5 protein-coding genes are annotated in these 5,718 nt (G+C 58.8%); all 5 read left to right on the top strand.

Annotated elements, in window-relative coordinates:
- The first annotated feature begins 111 nt into the window (after window positions 1–111).
- The 5 genes from PMI23_RS17445 (at window position 112) to PMI23_RS17425 (ending at window position 5,562) form a co-directional block, all read left to right on the top strand.
- Complete coding sequence (locus tag PMI23_RS17445) at window positions 112–1,020, top strand: carbohydrate ABC transporter permease (protein WP_007917874.1); 909 nt, start codon at window positions 112–114, stop codon at window positions 1,018–1,020.
- Complete coding sequence (locus tag PMI23_RS17440; protein ID WP_007917872.1) at window positions 1,013–1,858, top strand: carbohydrate ABC transporter permease; 846 nt, start codon at window positions 1,013–1,015, stop codon at window positions 1,856–1,858. The genes PMI23_RS17445 and PMI23_RS17440 overlap by 8 nt, the downstream gene beginning before the upstream one ends.
- Before the next feature lie 2 nt (window positions 1,859–1,860).
- Window positions 1,861–3,021, top strand: a complete 1,161-nt coding sequence (locus tag PMI23_RS17435; protein WP_007917871.1) for an ABC transporter ATP-binding protein — start codon at window positions 1,861–1,863, stop codon at window positions 3,019–3,021.
- A 223-nt stretch (window positions 3,022–3,244) separates the two neighbouring features.
- Window positions 3,245–4,594: a carbohydrate porin gene (locus PMI23_RS17430; protein WP_007917870.1), complete on the top strand. Its 1,350-nt coding sequence runs from the start codon at window positions 3,245–3,247 to the stop codon at window positions 4,592–4,594.
- A 113-nt stretch (window positions 4,595–4,707) separates the two neighbouring features.
- A complete protein-coding gene (locus tag PMI23_RS17425) occupies window positions 4,708–5,562 on the top strand; it encodes a D-hexose-6-phosphate mutarotase (protein ID WP_007917868.1) in 855 nt (284 codons plus the stop codon).
- The last annotated feature ends 156 nt before the right edge of the window (window positions 5,563–5,718 follow it).

Raw genomic sequence — 5,718 nt, 5'->3', positions numbered from 1 at the left:
GTTGGTCAGGTAACAGATTTATCAACTGACACACCGCAATCGCGAGCAGGCTCACTCCTACAAGGGGGCGAGTTGCCCAAGTAGTCCTTTTCTCTCGTACTGGATTTCCCCATGAGTTCTGTTGCTGTGTTCAGCAAGGCCTCGCCGTTCGATGCATTGCAACGCTGGCTACCCAAACTGGTGCTGGCGCCGAGCATGTTCATCGTGCTGGTGGGCTTCTATGGCTACATCCTGTGGACGTTCGTGCTGTCGTTCACCACCTCGACTTTCCTGCCCAACTACAAGTGGGCCGGTCTGGCGCAATACGCGCGGTTGTTCGACAACGATCGCTGGTGGGTCGCGAGCAAAAACCTCGCGGTGTTCGGCGGTATGTTCATCGGCATCACCCTGGTGATCGGCGTGCTGCTGGCGGTGTTCCTCGATCAGCGCATCCGTCGCGAAGGCTTTATCCGCACCATTTACCTGTACCCGATGGCGCTCTCGATGATCGTCACCGGTACCGCGTGGAAATGGCTGCTCAACCCGGGCATGGGCCTGGACAAATTGTTGCGTGACTGGGGCTGGGAAGGCTTCCGTCTCGACTGGCTGATTGACCCCGATCGCGTGGTTTACTGCTTGGTGATCGCCGCTGTGTGGCAAGCCTCGGGCTTCATCATGGCGATGTTCCTTGCCGGCCTGCGTGGTGTTGATCAATCGATCATCCGTGCCGCGCAGATCGATGGCGCGAGCATGCCGACGATCTACTGGAAAGTGGTGCTGCCAAGCCTGCGTCCGGTGTTCTTCAGTGCGGTGATGATTCTGGCGCACATCGCGATCAAGAGCTTCGACCTGGTCGCGGCGATGACTGCCGGCGGCCCGGGTTACTCCTCCGACCTGCCCGCGATGTTCATGTATTCCTTCACCTTCAGTCGCGGCCAGATGGGCATGGGCTCGGCCAGTGCGATTCTGATGCTCGGTGCGATCCTCGCGATCATCGTGCCTTACCTGTATTCCGAGCTGAGGACCAAGCGCAATGACTAGTCTCGCTGCCAAACCTGCGATCAGCCTGAGTCGCATCGCGATCTACGCGGTGCTGATCCTCGCCGTACTGCTTTATCTGGTGCCGCTGGTGGTCATGTTGCTGACCAGCTTCAAGACTCCGGAAGACATCAGCACCGGCAACCTGCTGAGCTGGCCGACCGTGGTCAGCGGCATTGGCTGGGTCAAGGCCTGGGCCACGGTTGACGGTTACTTCTGGAACTCGATCAAGATCACCGTTCCGGCCGTGATCATCTCCACCGCCATCGGTGCGTTGAACGGTTATGTGCTGTCGTTCTGGCGCTTCCGTGGTTCGCAGCTGTTCTTCGGTCTGCTGTTGTTCGGCTGCTTCCTGCCATTCCAGACCGTGCTGCTGCCAGCCTCGTTCACCCTCGGCAAGATGGGCCTGGCAAGCACCACCACCGGCCTGGTGTTTATCCATGTGGTTTACGGTCTGGCGTTCACCACGCTGTTCTTCCGTAACTACTACGTGAGCATTCCGGATGCGCTGGTGAAAGCTGCACGTCTGGACGGCGCGGGTTTCTTCACGATTTTCCGCCGGATCATTCTGCCGATGTCGACGCCGATCATCATGGTTTGCCTGATCTGGCAGTTCACCCAGATCTGGAACGACTTCCTGTTTGGTGTGGTGTTCTCCAGCGGTGATTCGCAGCCGATTACGGTAGCGCTGAACAACCTGGTCAACACCAGCACCGGCGCCAAGGAATACAACGTTGATATGGCAGCGGCGATGATCGCCGGCCTGCCGACCCTGCTGGTCTATGTGGTCGCAGGCAAGTATTTCGTGCGCGGGCTGACGGCCGGCGCAGTCAAGGGGTAATCATGGCAACGCTCGAACTTCGCAACGTCAACAAGACCTACGGTGCCGGCCTGCCGGACACCCTGAAGAACATTGAACTGTCGATCAAGGACGGTGAGTTCCTGATCCTCGTCGGCCCGTCGGGCTGCGGCAAATCGACCTTGATGAACTGCATCGCCGGTCTGGAAACCATCACCGGCGGCGCGATCATGATCGGTGATCAAGACGTCAGCGGCATGAGCCCGAAGGATCGCGACATCGCCATGGTGTTCCAGTCCTACGCGCTGTACCCGACCATGAGCGTGCGCGAGAACATTGAGTTCGGTCTGAAGATTCGCAAGATGCCGCAGTCGGCGATCGATGAAGAAGTCGCGCGCGTGGCCAAACTGCTGCAGATCGAGCACCTGCTCAATCGCAAGCCGGGTCAGCTTTCCGGTGGTCAGCAGCAGCGTGTGGCGATGGGCCGTGCACTGGCACGTCGACCAAAGATTTATCTGTTCGACGAACCGCTGTCCAACCTCGACGCCAAGCTGCGCGTCGAGATGCGCACCGAAATGAAACTGATGCATCAGCGCCTGAAAACCACCACGGTCTACGTGACCCACGACCAGATCGAAGCGATGACCCTGGGCGACAAGGTTGCGGTGATGAAGGACGGCATCATTCAGCAGTTCGGCACGCCAAAAGAGATCTACAACGACCCGGCCAACCTGTTCGTCGCGAGTTTCATCGGTTCACCGCCGATGAACTTCATTCCGCTGCGTCTGCAACGCAAGGACGGTCGTCTGCTGGCGCTGCTCGACAGCGGTCAGGCGCGTTGCGAGCTGCCGATGAGCATGCAGGACGCCGGGCTCGAAGATCGCGAAGTGATCCTCGGCCTGCGCCCGGAGCAAATCGTGTTGGCGAACGGTGAGGGCAATGGCCTGCCAAGCATTCGTGCCGAAGTGCAGGTGACTGAGCCGACCGGCCCGGACACGCTGGTATTCGTCAACCTCAATGAAACCAAAGTCTGCTGCCGTCTGGCGCCGGACGTGGCACCGCAGGTGGGCGAGAACCTGACGCTGCAATTCGATCCGTCGAAAGTGTTGTTGTTCGATGCCAAGACCGGTGAGCGCCTCGGCACTGCCGGCCAACCACAGACCGATGCGCGGTCTGCGAACGTGGCGCAATTCAAAGGCCGCTGAAGATCAATGCTGGAATGCGGTCATGTGGGAGCTGGCTTGCCAGCGATGAGGCCGGCACATCCAACATGGATGTCGCCTGAAGCACCGCCATCGCTGGCAAGCCAGCTCCCACAGGGATTGGATTCCAAAAGGAGCACGCGGTGGATTGCCTGTAATCCATCGCAATTTATGTAAACCGCGTTAGATAAAAACAGTTAATAACAATAAAGACGAGGATGTAGGGATGAAAAAGAAACACGTCAATGCCCGGTTGATCTGCCAAGTGTCGGCTGCGGCGGCCTTGGTGCTGGCCGGTAACGCCATGGCGGCGGATGCCTTCAGTTCCGATTCGAAATGGATGACCGGCGACTGGGGTGGCGAGCGTACCAAGCTGATCGAGCAGGGTATCGACATCAAGGCTGACTACGTTGGGGAAGTCGGTGGCAACCTGAACGGTGGCTACAACGACGACAAGACCGCGCGTTACGCTGACCAGTTCGGTCTGGGCGTGGCACTCGATCTGCAAAAGCTCTGGGGCTGGGATAACACCCAGGCGAAGATCCAGCTGACCAACCGTAACGGTTACAACATCTCCAACGACCGCGTTGGCGATCCGCGTGCCGGCACCTTGAGCTCCTCGCAAGAAGTTTACGGTCGTGGCCACATGGTGCGTCTGACCCAGTTGTGGATTCAGCACCAGTTCTTCGACAACAAACTCGACGTCAAGGCCGGTTACTTCGGTGAAGGCGAAGACTTCAACACCTTCCCGTGCGACTTCCAGAACCTCGCGTTCTGTGGTTCGCAAGTGGGTAACTGGGCAACCAACATCTGGTACAACTGGCCGGTCAGCCAGGCCGCGATCCGTGTGAAGTACAACATCAACGACGAGCTCTACGCGCAAATCGGTGCGTACAACCAGAACCCGTCGCAGCTGGAACACGGCAACGGCTTCAAACTCAGCGGCAGCGGCACCAAAGGTACTGTGTTGCCGGTTGAGTTGGTCTGGTCGCCGAAGGTCAACAGCCTGCCGGGCGAATACCGCGTCGGTTACTACAAGAGCACGGCCGATGCCGACGACGTTCGTGAAGACGTCAACGGTTTCGACGCCGCCACCACTGGCGACGCGTACAAAACCCACAGCAGCAAAAGCGGCTACTGGTTCGTCGCGCAACAGCAACTCACCAGCCACAACGGTGATGCTTCTCGCGGTCTGAATATCGCGGCCAACGCCACGTTCCACGACAAAGACACCAACTTCATCGACAACTACCAGTCGGTGATGTTCGTCTACAAAGGCCCGTTCGACGCGCGTCCGAAGGATGACGTCGGTATCGGCGCGGCGCGTATCCACGTCAACGATGACGTGAAGAAAAACGCCGAGCTGCTGAACGCTTCCAACGGTGTGTCGGACTACGACAATCCGGTGTTCTCGCCAATTCGCGAAACCGAATACAACTACGAGATCAACTACGGCTTCCACGTCACCAACTGGCTGACCGTACGTCCTAACCTGCAGTACATCACTCACCCGGGCGGTGTGGATGAAGTGGACAACGCATTGGTCGCTGGCCTGAAAATTCAGTCTACGTTCTAACGCGTCTGCGATAAGCTCCTCTCTATGTGCGCATATTTGCGGACAGCCCAGGCTGTCCGCTTTTTTTTGAGGGGCAGTAATCCCCGTGACAGTTGAATTCGGAACCGTGGCCAATGCATGAGCATCCGCTACAACGCTTCTTCAAATCCCTGCGTGAACAACCGGTTTTCGCTTGGGAGCGCTATCAGATGCGCGACGTCTTGGTGATCGATCACCCGCTGTGTCAGGCGGTGTTCAGTCGTCAGGGCGCGCAGTTGCTGCACTTTCAGCCGCGTGGGCAAAAGCCGTGGTTGTGGTGTGCGGCGAAGTGGCCGCACGTGGGTGCCATTCGCGGTGGTGTGCCGGTGTGCTGGCCGTGGTATGGCCGTCATCCGAGCGAAAACGCCTGGCCATCGCATGGCTGGGCGCGGTTGCTCGACTGGAAGTTGCTCGACAGCAGCAGCGCCGAAGACGGCGTGCGCCTGCATTGGCAATTGCAGCTGTGCGACTGGCAGGTTGATTTGCATGCACACCTGGGCGAACGCATGGAATTACGCCTGAGCACCGAGCATCAGGACGACATGCCGTGCCAGTTGAGCCAGGCTTTGCATGCTTACTGGCGTATTGGCGATGTCGGTGAGATAGCGCTGTCTGGGCTCGAAGGAGCGCAGGGTTATGACCAGTTGAATCGCCAGGTTTGCCAGCAGGAAGGTGAGTTGCGGGTGGATGGCGGCTGTCAGCGGGTGTTCCAGCACGACGGCGAATTGCAGTTGAAAGATCACGCCTGGCAGCGTGAGTTGTGCATCGATACCGGGGACAGCGCGGACACGGTGGTGTGGCATCCGGGAGCGCGGCCGTTGTTGGGCGTGACGTGGGATGAGATTTCGGAGTTCGTGTGCGTGGAAGCGGCGGCGGGCGGGACGGACAGCCTGCATCTGGCGCCGGGGGAGAAGGCGCATTTGAGTTTGCAGGCGTGGGCGGCGGCTTGAGTGTGTCAAATACACCGCTACCCTCACCCTAGCCCTCCCGAAACGTCGGACCGCCCGGAGGGAGAGGGGGCGAATGGGGGATATTCGAGAGATGCACCGACCTGAACGAATGTCGGTGAATCCATAATCGACTCAGTGTTTCAGGTCGATGTATAG

It is taken from the genome of Pseudomonas sp. GM24 (assembly GCF_000282235.1).
Taxonomy (GTDB): domain Bacteria; phylum Pseudomonadota; class Gammaproteobacteria; order Pseudomonadales; family Pseudomonadaceae; genus Aquipseudomonas.
Note: the sequence above shows the minus strand (reverse complement) of the source record. Positions and strands in the feature narration are given on the sequence as shown.

What these genes read in the sequence shown, in the direction of transcription:
- PMI23_RS17445 (WP_007917874.1), top strand. Translation starts at nt 112, where the DNA reads ATGAGTTCTGTTGCTGTGTTCAGCAAGGCCTCGCCGTTCGATGCATTG.
- PMI23_RS17440 (WP_007917872.1), top strand. Translation starts at nt 1,013, where the DNA reads ATGACTAGTCTCGCTGCCAAACCTGCGATCAGCCTGAGTCGCATCGCG.
- PMI23_RS17435 (WP_007917871.1), top strand. Translation starts at nt 1,861, where the DNA reads ATGGCAACGCTCGAACTTCGCAACGTCAACAAGACCTACGGTGCCGGC.
- PMI23_RS17430 (WP_007917870.1), top strand. Translation starts at nt 3,245, where the DNA reads ATGAAAAAGAAACACGTCAATGCCCGGTTGATCTGCCAAGTGTCGGCT.
- PMI23_RS17425 (WP_007917868.1), top strand. Translation starts at nt 4,708, where the DNA reads ATGCATGAGCATCCGCTACAACGCTTCTTCAAATCCCTGCGTGAACAA.